Annotated in this window: 14 protein-coding genes; 8 read left to right on the top strand and 6 right to left on the bottom strand. The window is 44.8% G+C overall.

The window, feature by feature from the left end:
• Window positions 1–189: 189 nt before the first annotated feature.
• Window positions 190–1842 (top strand): OmpA family protein, encoded by a 1653-nt coding sequence (locus tag U0021_RS02890; protein ID WP_114800284.1) that lies wholly within the window; start codon window positions 190–192, stop codon window positions 1840–1842.
• 114 nt (window positions 1843–1956) lie between these two features.
• A complete protein-coding gene (locus tag U0021_RS02885; RefSeq protein WP_114800285.1) occupies window positions 1957–2691 on the top strand; it encodes a pseudouridine synthase in 735 nt (244 codons plus the stop codon).
• A gap of 62 nt (window positions 2692–2753) precedes the next feature.
• Here the strand turns inward: U0021_RS02885 and U0021_RS02880 are convergent, their stop codons facing one another.
• The gene (locus U0021_RS02880; RefSeq protein ID WP_114800286.1) at window positions 2754–4529 is read right to left on the bottom strand and encodes a M61 family metallopeptidase; all 1776 of its coding nucleotides are present in this window, start codon (window positions 4527–4529) and stop codon (window positions 2754–2756) included.
• 247 nt (window positions 4530–4776) lie between these two features.
• Here U0021_RS02880 and U0021_RS02875 point away from each other — a divergent pair, with 247 nt between their 5' ends.
• From U0021_RS02875 to U0021_RS02850, 6 genes are all read left to right on the top strand, one after another.
• A complete protein-coding gene (locus U0021_RS02875; protein ID WP_049237121.1) occupies window positions 4777–5262 on the top strand; it encodes an FKBP-type peptidyl-prolyl cis-trans isomerase in 486 nt (161 codons plus the stop codon).
• A gap of 202 nt (window positions 5263–5464) precedes the next feature.
• Window positions 5465–6445, top strand: coding sequence for a putative oxygenase MesX (locus tag U0021_RS02870; RefSeq protein ID WP_078256619.1), 981 nt, complete (start codon window positions 5465–5467; stop codon window positions 6443–6445).
• Between the two features lie 9 nt (window positions 6446–6454).
• Window positions 6455–7489 (top strand): methionine synthase, encoded by a 1035-nt coding sequence (locus tag U0021_RS02865; protein WP_114800287.1) that lies wholly within the window; start codon window positions 6455–6457, stop codon window positions 7487–7489.
• A 71-nt stretch (window positions 7490–7560) separates the two neighbouring features.
• Window positions 7561–8082: a flavin reductase family protein gene (locus tag U0021_RS02860; RefSeq protein WP_078256621.1), complete on the top strand. Its 522-nt coding sequence runs from the start codon at window positions 7561–7563 to the stop codon at window positions 8080–8082.
• 169 nt (window positions 8083–8251) lie between these two features.
• Window positions 8252–9850, top strand: a complete 1599-nt coding sequence (locus U0021_RS02855) for an AbgT family transporter (RefSeq protein WP_114800288.1) — start codon at window positions 8252–8254, stop codon at window positions 9848–9850.
• A gap of 319 nt (window positions 9851–10169) precedes the next feature.
• Window positions 10170–11690: a catalase gene (locus tag U0021_RS02850; protein WP_114800289.1), complete on the top strand. Its 1521-nt coding sequence runs from the start codon at window positions 10170–10172 to the stop codon at window positions 11688–11690.
• A 95-nt stretch (window positions 11691–11785) separates the two neighbouring features.
• On the opposite strand, the gene nqrF is transcribed toward U0021_RS02850, so the two are convergent.
• Genes nqrF through U0021_RS02825 form a run of 5 tightly spaced genes read right to left on the bottom strand, consistent with a single transcriptional unit; the run spans window position 11786 to window position 16336 of the window.
• Entirely contained in the window at window positions 11786–13021 is a 1236-nt protein-coding gene (gene nqrF / locus U0021_RS02845; protein ID WP_049237105.1) for an NADH:ubiquinone reductase (Na(+)-transporting) subunit F, read from the bottom strand.
• 19 nt (window positions 13022–13040) lie between these two features.
• Entirely contained in the window at window positions 13041–13649 is a 609-nt protein-coding gene (gene nqrE, locus U0021_RS02840) for an NADH:ubiquinone reductase (Na(+)-transporting) subunit E (protein WP_114800290.1), read from the bottom strand.
• Window positions 13649–14311 (bottom strand): NADH:ubiquinone reductase (Na(+)-transporting) subunit D, encoded by a 663-nt coding sequence (locus U0021_RS02835; RefSeq protein WP_036365960.1) that lies wholly within the window; start codon window positions 14309–14311, stop codon window positions 13649–13651. The genes nqrE and U0021_RS02835 overlap by 1 nt, the downstream gene beginning before the upstream one ends.
• A gap of 2 nt (window positions 14312–14313) precedes the next feature.
• Window positions 14314–15123, bottom strand: a complete 810-nt coding sequence (locus U0021_RS02830) for a Na(+)-translocating NADH-quinone reductase subunit C (protein WP_049237097.1) — start codon at window positions 15121–15123, stop codon at window positions 14314–14316.
• Window positions 15107–16336, bottom strand: a complete 1230-nt coding sequence (locus U0021_RS02825) for an NADH:ubiquinone reductase (Na(+)-transporting) subunit B (RefSeq protein ID WP_049237095.1) — start codon at window positions 16334–16336, stop codon at window positions 15107–15109. Before U0021_RS02825 ends, U0021_RS02830 begins: the two co-directional genes overlap by 17 nt.
• Window positions 16337–16338 lie beyond the last annotated feature (2 nt).

The raw sequence follows: 16338 nt of genomic DNA, 5'->3' as shown, positions 1-16338 counted from the left end.
TTTTGTAATTTCTTAACTTTTTGGGGGTGTAAAATCAGAGGTTTTGTTTATCAATTGTTGTCAGCTCTTTTAAGTCGCCTTAAAATCAGTCACAATAGAGCCATAAGAACAAGCAATCCGTTGTTTTTCTTAAGGATAACATTGGCATTTTGCTGATGGACAACGAAATTTTTACCCATGGAGCGACTTATGAGCTTAATCAATAAATTAAATGAACATATTACCCCGCATGTTTTGGCGTCAATTAAAAATCAAGATGGCGATAACGCCAACAAATCAAATTTGCTAAATGCCTTTTATGCAATCTTTGCGGGTCGATTGAGCAATGAGGATGTCTATCAGCGCGCCAATGCCTTGCCTGATAATGAGCTTGAGCATGGTCATCATCTTTTAAATGTGGCTTTTAGTGATGCTTCAACAGGTGAAGATCAGATCGCTTCTTTGAGCAATCACTTAGCTGATGAATATCATGTCTCACCAGTGACCGCACGCACTGCGATCGCCACGGCAGCACCTTTGGCTTTGGCGCGTATTAAGGAGCAAGCAGGCGCTTTGTCTGTCCCTTCTTTTATTCGTAACCAATTGGCTGAAGAAGATGAAACCCGCTTACCAGGTTGGGCGCACGCTTTATTGCCAGCAGGGCTATTTGCAGGCACAGCTGCCGCTGCCAGTACTCCAGTAACGCCAGCATCTACAGTCGTGACAGAACCAGTGGCGACTCAGGTGGTCACAGAGCCAGTTCAGCCTGTATCTAAGCCTGCTCATGTTAATACTGCTGCTACTGACAGACATTATGAAAATAAAGAAAAAAGCCCTTTCTTAAAAACACTGCTACCGATTATTGGATTGATCATTTTTGCAGGCTTGGCATGGCTACTATTGAGAGCTTGTCAAGATAATCCAGCGCCAGTGGCAGCACCAGCAGCCACAAACGATAGCGCTGCTCAAGCTGAGCCTATGGCGACAGATGTGGCTCAGGCGCCTGCGACATTAAGCCTAGCTTTGGATGAAACTGGTCAGGCGCTATATTCACACCGCGCTCAGGTGGGTAGTGAAGAATTGGCTGGTAATATCCGTGCAGCAGTCGCTCAGGTATTTGGTGCTCAGGATCTAGCAATTCAGCCGACCAATACGCATGCAGCGACCATGCCCGTAGCCGAGCATCTTCCTGCCATCTTGGAGCTGATGAGAGGCGTGCCAAATGCCAGCGTAGTGATTAATGACCGCACGGTACGCTTTAATGCTACGACTGCAGAAGATGTTGCCAAACTTGTTGACGGTGCACGCGCCATTTTACCATCAGACTTCACTGTGGAAGCTGAGCCTGAATTGGATGTGAATACTGCGGTTGCCACCAGTATTGAATCTGCGCGTAACGCAATCACGCAGCTTGGCGATACAGTAGAAGCCAATGAGCTAGACGCTTTGGTCAATGCTCTGAACACTCAGATCATTAACTTTGCTACTGACTCGACCCAAATTCCAATGGAGAATCAAGAAATTCTTGATCTGGCAGCCGAAAAATTCAAGGCAATTCCAGATGCTGCGCTGCGCATCATCGGGCATACCGATACCCAAGGTACTCATGAATATAACCAAGGCTTGTCAGAGTCTAGAGCTGCTGCTGTTAAGGATTATTTGGTTTCAAAAGGTGTTTCTGCCGATCGTCTGACTGTTCAAGGTGCAAGCTTTGATTATCCAGTTGCATCTAACGCCACTGAGCAAGGTCGTTTCCAAAATCGCCGCATTGAGTTTGCACTTTTCCAAGAAGGTGAAACTGTGACTCAAGTTGGTCATGCAGAAGATGCGCCAGCGGTTAAGGCACCGACTGAGCAAAAATAATGTTCAAGTCCCCTTAATGCTTTATAATTAAAATAATTAAAAACCAAACAGCCAAGGTTGTTTGGTTTTTTGTGTTATAGTGGTTTCTTAATTTGAGTAAAATGACAGGCAAATATGGCAAAACTTATCTTATTTAATAAGCCTTACGGCGTGCACAGCCAATTTAAAAAAGATCATAACGATATGGCGACTTTGGCAGAGTTTATTGATGATAAAACGATGCGTGTGGCAGGGCGACTTGATAAAGACTCAGAAGGTTTGTTGTTATTGACCGATCACGGTGAACTCAATCATGCCATCACCACGCCACCAACCGCTCATAACGCCAAATATACACACGCCAAATACGCCAAAACTTATCTGGTGCAAGTGGAAAATATTCCAACCGAAGCACAGATCAAGGCACTAGAACAAGGAGTGGTGCTAAAAGATGGCAAAACCTTGCCTGCTAAGGTGCGGCAGCTTGACGAAAATGCACTGCCCATTCACTTATGGCCGCGAAACCCGCCGATCCGCCAGCGGGCAAACATTCCTACTGCATGGCTTGAAATGACGATCACTGAGGGCAAAAACCGTCAAGTGCGGCGTATGGTCGCCCATGTGGGCTTGCCATGCCTTAGACTGATTCGCCATCAAATCGGTAGCTGGCAATTAGACGACTTGGCGGTCGGTGAAAGTCGTACAGTGCATTTGGATGATCAGATGTTGGCAGATATGGGCATTTTTAATCATTCTGCCAGTAGATCGCCTGCCAATAAAGCACATTCAAGCGCTTATCATGCCCCAAAGAATCAACCCAAGCCGAACCCAAAACGCACCCGACCACCTAAATTTGGTGGCAGGGGATAGCTTTTAGTGTAATGGCTTGGTTTCTACGCAGCGCTTCACAGCTAAAGCAATGCTGATAATCTTCATGGTTTTGGGGTAAAGTCAAGCCATTGACCGCCATCACCCTTAAGCTTAACGGTTTGATGCGTGGTTTTTTGAGGCTTGATGCTGACACTAAACAGCTCATCTCGCCGAAAAGCGTGCACAGTCAGCGCTAAGCTTGTGGCATCTTGGTGTTTGATCAGCTGAGTGAGTAGGGCTGAAGTGGCTTTTAATCCATCGATGGCGATGATAATGTCGCCAAATGCCAGCCCAGCATCACTGGCTGCAGACTGGCGGCTGATATGCTTGATCGTCAGCCCAGCTGCGCTTTCATCAAAGCTGATGCCCCAAGGCTTATCTTTATCTTGGAACTCTGTGCTGATGGCAAATTTTTCAAAGTAGCGCTCAAGCGGCAGATCTTCCACACCGATGACATAGCGATCATAAAAGTCATCCCATACCTTTTGTCCCATCATCTCAGCGATGATCTCGCCTAAGATTTGGGTTGTCAGACTAAAAGGCTGATTGGCTGATTTTTGATAGCAGGCTTTGATGACGTCAAACAGGCGATACTTACCGTCTGTTTGATCCATTAGCATCATATCAAGCAGCAGTGCAACCAGTGCACCCTTGTTATAATAGCTGATGCCTTGATTGGCGGTGTTTTCGTCCGCGCGATACAGTTTGATCCAAGTATCAAAACTTGACTGTGCTACACTTTGGTGCGCACGACCCTCGGTTTGATAGTAGCGGTTGATTTGTGCGGCGATGAGCTTAAGATAGCTGTCTTTATCAATCACCTCTGATACAAGTAGCATTAAGTCATCAATATAGGAAGTAAAGCCCTCAAACACCCATAAAAGCGGCGTATAAGCCTCATCGGTGAGCGGATTGTTCATCATCACATCAGGTTTGACCGTTTTTACCCACCATGCATGAAAATACTCATGGCTGCACAGCCCAAGAAACCGCTGATAATCACCATTTGGCACGGCACTTTCACCAAAGCTTGGTATATCAGCGCGTGGACTGATTAAGGCGGTGGAGTTGATGTGCTCAAGACCGCCGTAATCCTTATCGGTCACCATGGTCATAAAGGTATAATCTGTAAACGGCGTCTCACCAAGCCAATCGACATAGCTTTGGCAGATTTTGGTTAAGTCAGTTTTTAGGCGCTGCAAATCGCCATGATGCCGACCCGCTAAAAAAAACCTATGTGGCACGCTGATTTGGTCATGTTTTTTGATTTGAAAATCAAAGGTATCTTGTGTACCGATCTCAAACGGAAAATCCAAATACTCAAATGCTGCCAAAGCATCAAAATGATATTCAAGTCCTGATTGTGTTTGGGTGCATTTAAAATCCAAACCGCAAGCGATCGTACACTCAGGATGATGCACCAAAAACGCAGTCGGCACGACGAGCGTTAAGCTTGCCTGCGCGTGCTTATCAGCATCGGGTAATAGCAGCAGCGAAGTAAAATTCCCAAAAATACGCGTGGCATCAATGAACGCTGTGCGTACCGATAAGTCGCGGCAATACACTTCATAACAGATGGTAAGCCGATCCCCTTGACGAGCTTTTGAAAAAACGAACGTTTTTTTATCGATCTTTTCGGCGCGATGCTGTTTTTTCTCATCGCCGATTTGATAATATACTGCAGTGATATTTTTACTAAATTCACGAATCAAATAGCTGCCTGCAATCCATGTCACCATCGAAAACATCGGTGCGTCGCTCACCGCCGTATGCGTGATTTGCACATCCGCCAAATGTTCTGTAAATCGATCAAAACTGATTTGATAAGCTAAGTTCATTTTGATACCTTAAAATAACAATGCCAGATTGGCTGATTTGGAGTGATATAATTATTGATTAAAATATCAATTATATCAAAACCCATTGATTTTTTAAATGAGTGATGAGCTTTTACACAATGTAACGACTTTTTTGTAAAGCATTAGGCAATGGATTGATTTTTTGGTATACTAATAGACAAAATTTGTCATTTGACAGCTTGGGCAGTCGCCTGGGCGATGGCATTTTATTTATAAGGAATTTCTTATGACAACCATTAGTAATGATACCGTTGTACAGTTCAACTATACACTCACTAACGCTGAAGGCGATGTGCTTGATCAATCTCGTGGCGAGCCATTGGCATACTTGCATGGTCATCACAACATCATCCCAGGTCTTGAAAACCAAATGACCGGCAAATCAGCTGGCGACAAATTCAAAGTGACTGTTGCGCCTGAAGAAGCGTATGGCGAATATGTTCAAGAAGCGGTACAAGAAGTGCCACGCGCTAACTTCCAAGGTGTGGATAACATCGAAGTGGGCATGCAGTTTCAATCGCAGACCGATGACGGTCAAGTCATGCTTGTGACTGTCAAAGATGTCAATGATGACGTGGTAGTGGTTGATGGCAACCATCCTTTGGCTGGTGTTGAGCTGACTTTTGATGTTGAGATTGTTGAAGTGCGCGCTGCAACAGCTGACGAAATCGCTCATGGTCACGCACACGGTGTTGGCGGTCATCAGCACTAATCACTGATCATCCCAAAAGCCCAAGATAAGCATCTTGGGCTTTTTTGTGTTTTATTGAGCGTCTTTGGAGAATTATCCACTGCATCAGATGAATTGGCTTTAAATGAATTTTATTCATCTTTTTTGAAAAATATTTCGCTTTTATTCATGTTAAAAATGCGGTTTAATATCTCAACTTTAAATTTTGATGACAAGGTGCGATATGACCACACAATTTAATAGCCGAATTAAAAGCGTTGCTTTTGATGAAAATTATGAGCCTGCCCAAAGCACGCGTCTGACGACGAACTTTGCTAACTTAGCGCGCGGCGAAAATCGCAAACAAAATCTACAAAATGCCATCCGTATGATCAATAACCGTTTTAATGATTTGGCGAATTGGGACAATCCTAACGCCGATCGTTATTCGGTCGCGCTTGATATTATTTCTATGGATATCGATGTATTGGGCGATGGCGAATTTTTCCCTGCCATTGAGATGCTCAAAACCAGCATCATCGACCACCACACCCATCAAACTCTTGACGGTATCGTGGGTAACAGTTTTTCGTCTTATGTGCGTGATTATGATTTTAGCGTTTTGTTAGCTGATTATAACAAAGATAAGCCGTCGTTCAGCGTACCCCAAAATTATGGCGATTTGCATGGCAAACTGTTTCAGCATTTGCTCAATTCTGATGCTTTCACCCAGCAGTTTAAGAAAGCGCCAGTGATTTGTTTGAGTGTCTCGACCACCAAAACCTATTACAAAACCACCAATGTGCATCCGATTTTGGGGACAGAATACCGCCAAGAGGCATATTCGCTGACTGATGAATATTTTGCCAAGATGGGCTTAAAAGTGCGCTATTTTATGCCGCCAAAATCGGTCGCACCATATGCGTTTTATTTTTCGGGAGATTTGTTGAATGATTATACCAATCTTGAGCTGATTAGTACGATTGCGACAATGGAAGCATTCCAAAAAATCTATCGTCCTGAGATTTATAATGCCAATTCGGTCGCAGGGCAGGTGTATCAGCCAAGCTTGACTTATGAAGATTATTCGCTGACACAAGTAGATTATGACCGTGTGGAGCGCACCGAGCTTGCTATCAAGCAAGGCAAATATACCCAAACACATTTCATCCAAAAATATCATGCAGCGCTAGATGCGTGGATGGCACAATCATTGGATAAATAAGGAATAAAAATGTCTAAACTATTATTACCAACATCGACGGCAGGCAGCCTGCCAAAACCCAGCTGGCTTGCTGAGCCTGAAAAATTATGGTCGCCTTGGAAGCTAGAAGGCGATGCGCTGACCGAAGCCAAGCAAGATGCTTTGTTGGTGTCACTCCAAGAGCAGCTGGCAGCAAACCTAGACATCGTCAGTGATGGCGAGCAGACGCGTCAGCATTTTGTGACGACATTCATCGAGCACTTGCAGGGCGTGGATTTTAATCAGCGCGAAACGGTGCGTATCCGCAACCGCTATGATGCCAGTGTGCCAAGCGTGGTTGGTGCGGTGTCTCGCCCCAACTCTGTCTTTGTTGAAGATGCCAAATTTTTGCGCGCGCATACCGATAAACCCATCAAATGGGCACTGCCTGGTCCGATGACGATGATTGATACGCTGTATGACGGCTATTATAAAAGTCGTGAAAAATTGGCGTGGGAATTTGCCAAAATCTTAAATGAAGAAGCCAAAGAGCTTGAGGCGGCAGGGGTTGATATTATCCAGTTTGACGAGCCGGCATTTAATGTGTTTTTTGATGAAGTCAATGACTGGGGCGTAGCGACCCTTGAGCGTGCCATCGAAGGTCTGAGCTGTCAGACGGCAGTGCATATTTGCTATGGCTATGGCATCAAGGCAAATACTGATTGGAAAAAAACTTTGGGCTCAGAATGGCGCCAATACGAAGAAAGTTTTCCTAAGCTTCAACAATCAAAAATTGACATTGTGTCGCTAGAATGTCAAAATTCACATGTACCGATGGAGCTCATCGAGCTGATTCGTGGCAAAACGGTCATGGTAGGCGCCATCGATGTCGCAACCAACACCATTGAGACGCCCGAAGAGGTTGCGCTGACGCTGCGCCGAGCGCTTGATTTTGTGGATGCAGACAAACTGTATCCATCGACAAACTGTGGCATGGCGCCGCTGCCACGACAAGTGGCAAGGGGTAAGTTGCACGCTTTGAGTGCAGGCGCTAAGATTGTGCGCGATGAGCTGCTTGGCAAATAAGCCATTCATCCCAAAAAATACCTAAGGATGTACTTAAAGGCATCCTTTTTAATTTTAAAGAGTAATCAAACATGGTAGAAAAACTCATCTTTAAAGATGCCATGGCGCGCCTAGCAACGGCTGTCCATGTTGTCACCACTGATGGCGATAGCGGACGCCATGGGTTTACGGCATCGGCGGTGTGCAGCGTCACCGACTCGCCGCCATCTTTGTTGGTGTGCATGAATGCGCAGGCGCGCTCTTATGAGCATTTTGTCGCTAATCGTGTGCTTGCAGTTAATACTTTGACGCCTGAGCAGGCGCATTTATCAGGCATTTTTTCCTCGCCCTTGGAGTCGGATGAGCGGTTTGAATATGGCGAGTGGGAGATGTTAAATACGGGCGCCCCCATTTTAAAAGAGGCATTGGCAACTTTTGATTGTCATATCGAAGACATCAAGGATGTCGGCACACACAGTATTTTTATTTGTAAAATTGTGGGCATTCGTCATGCCGACCTAAGCCAGCAAGGTTTGGTGTATTTTGACCGAGCTTATCATAAGGCAGGACAGCAGACGGCATTTGAGCCTGAGCTGACCAAGCCAAAGCGTTAGAGCTCGATTTAAATCGTCAAGCACACTCAAGGTCTTAGCTTATTGGCTAAGACTTTTTTAAGTATAGACAATAAGATTGGATAAATGTATAGGATTGTGTCAAGTTTATTGCTATAATATATCCCTTTGGATTCAAAATATTAATTAATAGGCGGAGAGGGAGAGAGGTATGAGCTCACAATCATCCAATGATTTCGATCAAGCCGGCTCAAGTTCGCGCATGCAGCGATTTTTAAAAGGTGTGGAATGGCTGGGTAATTTGCTGCCACATCCTGTGATTTTATTTGTGTGGATGTCGGTGATCTTGCTTGGGCTGTCAGCCATCTTATCGGCGATGGATGTCGCGGTGATGGATCCGCGTCCAGAAGGTGCCAAAGGTCGCGCCGAAGATGGCATGATTTATGTGGTCAATCTGCTTAATGGCGAGGGTTTGGCAAGGATTGTTGAAAATCTTGTCAAAAATTTCACAGGCTTTGTGCCCTTGGGTACGGTGTTAGTGGCGCTACTTGGTGTGGGTATTGCTGAATATTCTGGTATGATTTCAGCAGCACTGCGCGGTATGGTGATGAACGCACCTAAAAAGATGGTGACTTTGGTTGTTGTCTTTGCTGGTATCATGTCAAATACTGCCTCTGAGCTTGGCTATGTGGTCTTAATTCCACTGGCAGCCATGATTTTCCACTCTTTGGGTCGCCATCCATTGGCAGGCTTGGCGGCAGCTTTTGCTGGGGTGTCTGGCGGCTACAGTGCCAATTTATTGCTTGGTACTGTTGATCCATTATTGTCCGGCATTAGCCAAGAAGCTGCTCGCATCATTGACCCTGATTATGTGGTCGGCGCAGAAGCCAACTGGTATTTTATGGCGGTCAGTACCTTTTTGGTGAGTGCTTTGGGTTTTTTTGTCACCGAAAAAATCGTTGAGCCAAACCTAGGAAAATATAACCCTCACGACGCCGATGATCCCACCGTGCTTGATAATAAAATTGAGCGGCTAAGCAGCCTTGAGAAAAAGGGCTTGGTCTGGGCAGGGGTGAGCATGGTGATTTTTTGCTTGCTTTTGGCATGGACGATCGTCCCAGAAAATGGCATTTTAAGAAATCCAGAAACAGGCTTAGTGGCAGGCTCGCCATTTTTAAATGGCATCGTGGTATTTATTTTTGTGTTCTTTGCGATTCCTGGCTATATCTATGGCAAGGTTACTGGCAGCATCAAAAATAACCAAGATGTTGTTGATGCGATGAGTCAAGCCATGAGCTCATTGAGTATGTATATCGTACTTGTGTTTTTTGCAGCGCAGTTCACCGCTTTCTTTAACTGGTCAAACCTAGGCTCTGTCATGGCGGTCTCTGGCGCCACCTTCCTAAATGACATTGGGCTGACAGGACCGCTGCTACTGATTGGTTTTATCTTGATTTGTGCGCTTGTAAATCTGATGCTCGGTTCCGCTTCGGCACAGTGGGCAATCACTGCACCGATCTTTATTCCGATGCTGATGCTCACAGGCTATGCGCCAGAGATGATTCAGGCAGCTTATCGTATCGGTGATAGCACCACGAATATCATCACGCCGATGATGAGTTACTTTGGATTGATTATGGCGGTTGCGATTCGCTATAAACGAGATACAGGGGTCGGTACCCTGATGGCGATGATGTTGCCTTATTCGATGGTATTTTTATTCGGTTGGATGCTGCTATTTTATCTGTGGGTATTTGTGTTGGGTCTGCCAGTCGGTCCAGGCGCAGCGACTTACTATCAAGTGGGCTAATAGCGCTTAACAACCTGAATGATTACTACCGTATTAAAAAATCACCTAAATGTATATTTGGGTGGTTTTTTTGTTTTTGAAGCGTTTGAATGGCTTTTGTTTTCTTTTCATCATGGATGATTTGTGTTATATTGAAATAAATTTATGTATTTAAAAATTATTCATTTTTGTTTTTTTAGTTTTATAAATTAAATCAATATTATTGAAAATTATCAGTGTTCTGATGATTGAAATATTGCGATAATAACTTTGCATTAGCAAATCGATTTGGCGATATGAGTCGCTGAATTTATCAAGCCACCTGTAAGGAAGGAAAATTATGAGTGAAAAAAAATGCCCTTATGATCATACTTATTTGACCATGAGTAACGGCGCTCCTGTACCAAGCAACCAAGACTCAATGAGCGCAGGACCACGTGGTCCATTATTGATGCAAGATCTTTGGTTGAACGAAAAATTGGGTGATTTTGCGCGTGAAGTCATCCCTGAGCGCCGTATGCATGCTAAGGGTTCTGGCGCTTTTGGTACATTTACTGTGACTAACGATATCACCAAATATACCAAAGCCAAGATGTTTAGTGAAGTTGGTAAAAAAACAGAAATGTTTGCCCGTTTTACTACCGTCGCAGGTGAGCGCGGTGCTGCTGACGCTGAGCGTGATATTCGTGGTTTTGCGCTTAAGTTTTATACTGAAGAGGGCAACTGGGATATGGTTGGGAATAATACGCCAGTGTTCTTTATCCGCGATCCTAAGAAGTTCCCTGACCTGAATAAAGCAGTTAAGCGTGACCCAAAAACCAACCTACGTAGCCCAACCAATAACTGGGATTGGTGGACACTCTTACCTGAAGCATTCCATCAGGTGACCATCGTCATGAGTGATCGCGGTATTCCTAAGTCTTACCGTCACATGCATGGCTTTAGTTCGCACACTTACAGCTTCATTAATGCTGAAAATGAGCGTTTTTGGGTGAAAATGCATTTCCGTACCCAACAGGGTATCGAGAACTTAACCGATGCTGAAGCTGAAGCAGTTATTGCTAAAGATCGTGAAAGCAATCAACGTGATTTGTTCAATGCCATCGAAGAAGGTAATTTCCCAAAATGGAAAATGTATGTACAAATCATGCCTGAGGCTGAAGCAGAAACTGTGCCTTATCATCCCTTTGATTTGACCAAAGTTTGGCCAAAAGGGGATTATCCACTGATCGAAGTGGGTGAATTTGAGCTCAATAAAAACCCTGAAAACTTCTTTTTGGATGTTGAGCAATCGGCATTTGCACCAAGTAATTTGGTACCTGGCATCAGCGTGTCGCCTGACCGCATGTTGCAGGCGCGTTTGGTCAATTATGCGGATGCGCAGCGCTATCGCTTGGGTGTGAACCGTAACCAAATTCCAGTCAATGCGCCTCGCTGCCCTGTCTATAGCAACCACCGCGATGGTTTGGGGCGTGTGGGCGATAACTATGGTGGGCGTCCGCATTATGAGCCAAATAGCTTTGGTCAGTGGCAAGATCAGCCACATTTGGCTGAACCACCACTAAAAATCAGCGGTGATGCTAAAATTTGGGATTTCCGTCAAGATGATGAAGATTATTTCAGCCAGCCTCGTGCGCTATTTAATCTGATGAATGACGAGCAAAAGCAAGCTTTGTTTGGTAATACTGCTCGCAATATGGACGATGCTCCTGATTTTATTAAGTATCGCCACATTCGCAACTGTAATAAGTGCCATCCAGAGTATGCCGCTGGTGTCGCTAAAGCACTTGGCTTGACTGTTGAAGATGCTGAAAAAGCTCGCGAGAGTGATCCAGCAAAACATTTGCCAAGCTTGCTATAATTAAGTCATAGCCATAAAAAACCGCTCATATTCTGGGCGGTTTTTTATAGTATTCAATATAAAAAATCCGTCAACTGATTGACGGATTTTTAGGTTTAGCCACCGAAGTCATCAAGTAAGATGTTTTCATCTTCAACGCCCAATGATTTGAGCATATTGATAACGGCTGCGTTCATGACCGGAGGTCCACACATATAGAACTCGCAGTCTTCTGGCGCAGGATGATCCTTAAGATACTCTTCATACAAGACGTTGTGAATAAAGCCTGTGTAGCCTTCCCAGTTATCTTCAGGTTGAGGATCTGAGAGTGCAACATGCCATTCAAAGTTGTCAAATTCTTCTGCCAAGCCATCATAATCTTCGACATAGAACATCTCACGCTTCGAGCGAGCACCATACCAAAACGAGATCTTACGAGTAGATTTCAGACGTTTTAGCTGATCGAAAATGTGTGAGCGCATTGGTGCCATACCAGCGCCACCACCGATAAAGACCATTTCAGCGTCGGTATCTTTGGCGAAGAATTCACCATAAGGACCTGAAACGGTAATCTTATCACCTGGCTTTAGGCTGAACACATAAGAAGACATCTTGCCTGGCGGAATGCCTTCAGGACCACGCGGCGGTGGTGAAGCGATACGGATGTTAAATTTAATGATGCCTTTTTCTTCAGGGTAGTTTGCCATCGAATAAGCGCGAATCACAGGCTCATCCACTTTGGATGTGTAACGCCATAAGTTAAAGGCATCCCAATCTTCATGATATTCTGGAGCGATGTCAAAATCTTTATAATGCACCGTGTGTGGCGGCGCTTCTAACTGCACATAACCCCCTGCGCGGAAAGGCACGACTTCACCTTCAGGAATCTTCAAGGTCAGCTCTTTGATGAAAGTTGCAACGTTATCATTTGAAATAACTTCACATTCCCACTTTTTGACATCAAAAAATTCTGGATCGACTTCGATCTTCATGTCTTGCTTGACAGCAACTTGACACGCCAGACGCATCCCTTCGCGGATTTCACCTTGGGTGAAGTGACCTTCTTCAGTCGGCAGAATTGAACCGCCACCATCTAAGACCTTACAGCGACACTGACCGCAAGTACCACCGCCACCACACGCTGACGAAAGAAAAATACCTTCGTTCGCCAAAGTTTGTAGCAGCTTACCACCTGCTGCGGTGCTGATGCTGTTATCAGGATTATCATTAATAGTAATTGTGACGTTACCTGTGCTTACCAGTTTTGAGCGAGCCGCTAAAATGATAGCAACCAAGCTCATGATAACAATGGTAAACATGATAACACCGCCTATTGCGGTACCAAATTCCATGATACTTTCTCCTATCTGTTTATAGCGACATACCACCAAATGACATGAAGCCTAATGACATCAAGCCAACGGTAACAAAGGTAATGCCAAGACCGCGAAGTGGTGCGGGTACATCTGAGTATTTGAGCTTCTCACGGATGCCTGCCAAAGCGGCAATCGCCAATGCCCAGCCAAAGCCTGAGCCGATACCATAAACGATGGATTCACCAAAGTTGTAGTCACGCTCAACCATGAACAATACGCCACCCATGATGGCACAGTTTACGGTAATCAGTGGCAAGAAAACACCCAAAGCGTTATATAGGGCAGGTACAAATTTATCTAAGAACATCTCCAAAATCTGTACTGTCGCTGCAATCAAAGCGATGTAGCTTAATAAGCCCAAGAAGCTTAGGTCTACATTTGGATAGCCTGCCCAAGCCAACGCACCGTCTTTTAATAAGAATTGGTACAATAAATTGTTTAATGGTACACAAATTGCCATCACGGCAATGACCGCAATCCCAAGACCAATGGCGGTTGAGACCTTTTTAGAGACCGCAAGAAATGTACACATGCCCAAGAAGAAGGCAAGCGCCATATTCTCAATAAAGACAGATGTAATAAATAGGCTGATATAATGTCCCATTAGTGACCTCCCATGCCTTTAGACTGTGGCTTCATCACAAATTCTGCTGGCTCGTGCTGATCTTTTTTCCAAAGGCGAACCAATGCAATAAAGCCTGCAATGACAAAGAATGAAGAAGGCGGTAATAGCAAAAGACCGTTAGGGATATACCAGCCGCCCTCAGTCACTTTTTCAAGTAAAGTAATACCAAACCAGCTGCCATTACCGATGATTTCACGGATCGTCGCAACAAAAATCAATACTGCTGAGTAGCCCAAGCCGTTACCAATACCATCTAAAAAGCTAGGCACAGGCGGATTACTCATGGCGAATGCTTCAGCTCGGCCCATAACGATACAGTTAGTGATGATCAGACCGACGAATACCGATAACGAACGGCTGATTTCATAGGCAAAAGCTTGCAAAATCTGATCAACCACGATGACCAATGAAGCGATAATAACCATCTGTACAATAATACGAATGGATGAGGGAATTTTGTTACGGATGATCGAGATAAAAAAGCTTGAAAATGCCGTAACTAAGGTTAGTGCGATACACATAACCAAAGCGTTTGCAACGCTTGTGGTGACCGCAAGTGCCGAACAAATGCCCAAAATCTGTAGCGCAATTGGGTTATTGTCAAAAATCGGCGTCGTTAAAATGCTTTTGGTATCAGCCATGATTACACTCCTTCGCCATTGCCTGCTTGACCAGCTTTGAGATTATCCAAAAATGGCTTATAACCATCTTCACCAATCCAGTACTGTAGTAGATTGTTCACACCGCGGATGGTCAAAGTGGCGCCACTGATGCCATCAACTTGACCTTCACGCGCTGTACCTGCTTTGACAACGGCGATTTTTCTAGAACCATCTTCGTTATACAGCTCTTTATCCACCCAAGTCTCTTGCCACTGAGGCTCTTCGATGCGCGAACCTAGACCCGGAGTTTCTTTGTGTTGATAAAAATTCACGCCTTTGACAGTATTTAAATCTTTATCCAAGGTCAAAAGACCAAAAATTGGACCCCATAAGCCAGCGCCGTGAATGGGTAGAACGATTTGATCAATCTCACCATTGGCATCTTTTGCCAAATATACTTTCGCAAAGTTAGGCTTACCGCCAATTTTGGCGATGTCATCCGCCAATGAGGTGGATAAATAAGGCGTGCGTGCTGCTTTTGACACATCATAGCCATCCACATCATTGATGCCGGCGGCTGAGATTTCTTGATCAGTGGCAAATTTACCAGTTTGTAAGTTCACCAAGCGGACCTCAAAGTCGGCAAAACGCTCTGGAATGACACTGGAAGAATCTGTTTCAGGGTCATACATATCTGCTGCCATCAAGATATTTTTGTTCAAATCAAGACGGGCATTTTCTTGTTGCTTTGATTTTAACCCAACAGCAACCGCAGAAACCATCACCGAGCAGACCAAGCACAAAATCAGTGCTGTGACTGCGGTGCTAACATTACTATTCTTGGCTGACATGGCTTAATCTCCGTGCAGTTTGACGTTTGATATTGGCTTGAGTGACAAAATAGTCAAACAATGGGGCAAACAAGTTGGCGAATAAGATGGCTAACATGATGCCTTCTGGGAATGCAGGGTTGACCACGCGGATAACCACGGTCATAAAGCCAATCAACAAACCATAAGCCCAGCGACCAGTATTGGTATGAGCAGCTGATACAGGATCGGTTGCCATAAATACGGCACCGAACATAAAGCCACCAATGACCAAATGCCAATGAGCAGGTAAGCTCATCATTGGGTTTTGACCACCGACCAAATTAAAGATAAAAGCAGTCACAACCAAGCCAATGATTGAGCCTGCAATCACGCGCCAAGAAGCGATGCGAGTCCAAAGAAGTCCAATCATACCAATCAAGATGGCAAGTGTTGATACTTCACCGATTGAACCTTGCATATTGCCCAAAAACGCGTCCATCCAAGTGATGGTTTGACCATAGGCATCGACAAATTGATCAGGCGTTACGCCCATGGCAGCCAAACCTAATGGCGTTGCGCCCGAAAAGCCATCCACAGCCGTCCAAATGGCATCGCCTGACATATAAGCTGGGTAGGCAAAGTATAAAAATGCACGACCAGCCAAGGCAGGGTTTAGGAAGTTTTTGCCTGTACCGCCAAAAATTTCTTTGGCGACAACCACGCCAAAACTGATGCCCAAAGCGACTTGCCACAATGGAATATCTGGGGGAAGCGACAGCGCAAATAATACTGAAGTCACAAAGAAACCTTCATTAACTTCATGACCACGCACGACCGCAAAAATAATCTCCCAAAGAATACCGACCGCAAATGTCACGGCATAAATGGGTAAAAACTGCATCGCACCATAAACAAAACTTGCCCAAACGCTATTTGGGTCATAGCCTGCCATGTCTGTGATGATGGTACGCCAACCTTCGGGTGTGATACCCATGGCTTGAATGGCGCTTAATGCTTGAAAGCCGACATTGTACATCCCCCAAAACATCGCTGGAAATGTACAAAGCCAAACGGTAATCATGATGCGCTTTAGGTCGATACCGTCACGCACATGTGAGGCGCTATAAGTCTGAGATGATGGCTGACGAAAGAAAGTGTCGAACATCTCAAACACAGCGTAATATTTCTCGTACTTGCCACCTTTGGTAAAGGATGGCTCCATACGGTCAAAGATATTGTGAATGAACTTCATGG

Origin of the sequence: Moraxella canis, assembly GCF_034424565.1 — a bacterium.
Taxonomy (GTDB): domain Bacteria; phylum Pseudomonadota; class Gammaproteobacteria; order Pseudomonadales; family Moraxellaceae; genus Moraxella; species Moraxella canis.
The sequence above is the reverse complement of the archived record's forward strand: the minus strand, read 5'-3'. Positions and strand labels throughout refer to the sequence as shown.